Source organism: Polaromonas sp. P3_C2 (assembly GCF_056402675.1).
In genome coordinates, this window is the sequence record NZ_JBFUGX010001032.1 from 1 (window position 1) to 1014 (window position 1014).

The 1014-nt window shown below is 62.7% G+C and carries 1 protein-coding gene; it reads left to right on the plus strand.

Going from position 1 to position 1014, the window contains the following annotated elements; translation table 11 throughout:
- Window positions 1-77: 77 nt before the first annotated feature.
- On the plus strand, window positions 78-1014 hold a 937-nt coding region (locus AC1DWI_RS24355), incomplete at its 3' end, for a Bug family tripartite tricarboxylate transporter substrate binding protein (RefSeq protein WP_477726068.1).

Genomic DNA, 1014 nt, shown 5'->3' on the forward strand with positions numbered 1-1014 from the left:
CGCAATGCCTGCAGTTTCCTGTTTCGCAATGGTTGATCAACGCGGCCCATGCCGTATCAAAGAGGAGCAATACGATGATGAACCCAAGGTATGAGAAGCGCTTCTTCCTGGCCATGGCGCTGGTCTTGCTGGCCCCATGGGCCAGCGTTCACGCGCAGGGCTATCCGTCCAAGCCGGTCCAACTGGTCATTCCTTTTCCGCCGGGCGGTGCCACCGACATCGCCGGGCGGCTGGTCGCCAAGAAACTGGCTGAACGACTGGGCCAGCCGGTGGTCATCGACAACCGCCCGGGCGCCGGCACCGTCGTCGGCGCCGCTTTTGTTGCCAAGGCGGCGCCGGACGGCTACACGCTGCTGATCAGCTCTGGTTCCACCTTCACGGTGAATCCAGCGCTCATGCCCAAGCTGCCTTACGACCCGATCAAGAGTTTCGAGCCTGTCGGGATGGTGGCGCGCGTTCCCCTTGTTTTGCTGGCCAACGCCGATGTCCCGATCAACGACCTGAAGCAACTCATAACAGCAGTGCGCGCCGCGCCGGACAAGTACGTGTACGGGTCGTTCGGCAACGGCACCACAGGGCACTTCGCCGGCGAAATGCTGTGGAGCGCCGCTGGCATCAAGCTGCAGCACATCGCTTACAAAGGCAGCGCACCGGCGATGAACGACTTGATGGCCGGCCAAATCCCCTTCTCGATTGACACCGTCGCGGCGGCGCTGCCGCAGCTGAAGGCGGCCAAGCCGAGGATCAAGGCCATCGCCGTCACTGGCGAGAGCCGCGCGACGCAAATGCCCACGGTGGCGACTGTGGCGGAGAGCGGTTTCAAAGGTTTCTCGGCCGATTCCTGGCTGGCCATTGCCACGCCCAAGGGGGTGCCGGCGGATGTAAAAGCCAAGCTGCAGAAGGCGCTGGCTGAAACCATGAAAGATCCGGAGCTTCGCGAAAAACTCGTTGCGAACGGACTCGAATATGCCTGGGAGCCCGCTGCCACGGTTGCGGCGCGCATCGAAAACGAGC